This window comes from Bradyrhizobium sp. Kon56 (assembly GCF_055807635.1).
The window spans coordinates 1-670 of the sequence record NZ_JBVVOU010000113.1; the positions used below are offsets into that span (position 1 = coordinate 1).

The window sequence follows — 670 nt, forward strand, 5'->3', positions numbered from 1 at the left end:
GGCCGTTATCAGCCAGGGCTTGCTCAGTCAGGTTGGCGAGGGCGCCCAGGGTCTTCCAGTCGCCGGCCGCCAGGTTGAGGGCGCCTTTGGGTTGCCAGTCGAGGTCGAAGACCTTGAGGTAGTCGCCGCCCAACTGATCGCGTACGTAAGTCAGCAGGGGTTCGGTACGAAAGGCCGCGGCAAAGCTGTAGGCCATATACCCGGCGACGCTGATGGAGTCCTCGGCGGTGAACGGGCGCCTGGGGATGCCCAGCACGTCGAACTCCATCGGGCTGGCGTGGCTGGCCTGATACTGGTTGATCCCGTCCAGATAGGCTTGCAGGGCCTTCGAGGAGGCCGACTCGGGGTCCATGTGCTCAACGTAGCTCAAGGCGCGCTCGCGGATCTGCAGGCTGCGAAACAGCTTATCGGTCTCCAGCAGCTTGGGCCCCAGCACCTCGGCCAGTTCGCCACGGGCCAGGCGGCGCATGATCTCCATCTGGAACAGCCGGTCCTGGGCGTGCACATAGCCCAGGGCGCGGTACAGGTCGCCCTCGGCGCCGGCTGGTACGTCTACAGCAAACAACCGACCCGCCAGGGCACGGTCACGCTGGCGCACCTGCAGGGCTCGGTCACGGTGCGCTACGACGCTCGGGGCGTGCCGCATATCCGTGCCGGCAACGAGGCCGAC

At 66.6% G+C, this 670-nt stretch carries 1 protein-coding gene; it reads right to left on the reverse strand.

Annotated features, from left to right (window positions below; translation table 11 throughout):
* Nucleotides 1–646, reverse strand: a 646-nt coding sequence (locus AC0L3B_RS38180; protein ID WP_473382703.1) for a penicillin acylase family protein, incomplete at its 3' end; no start/stop codon positions are given.
* Nucleotides 647–670: the final 24 nt, after the last annotated feature.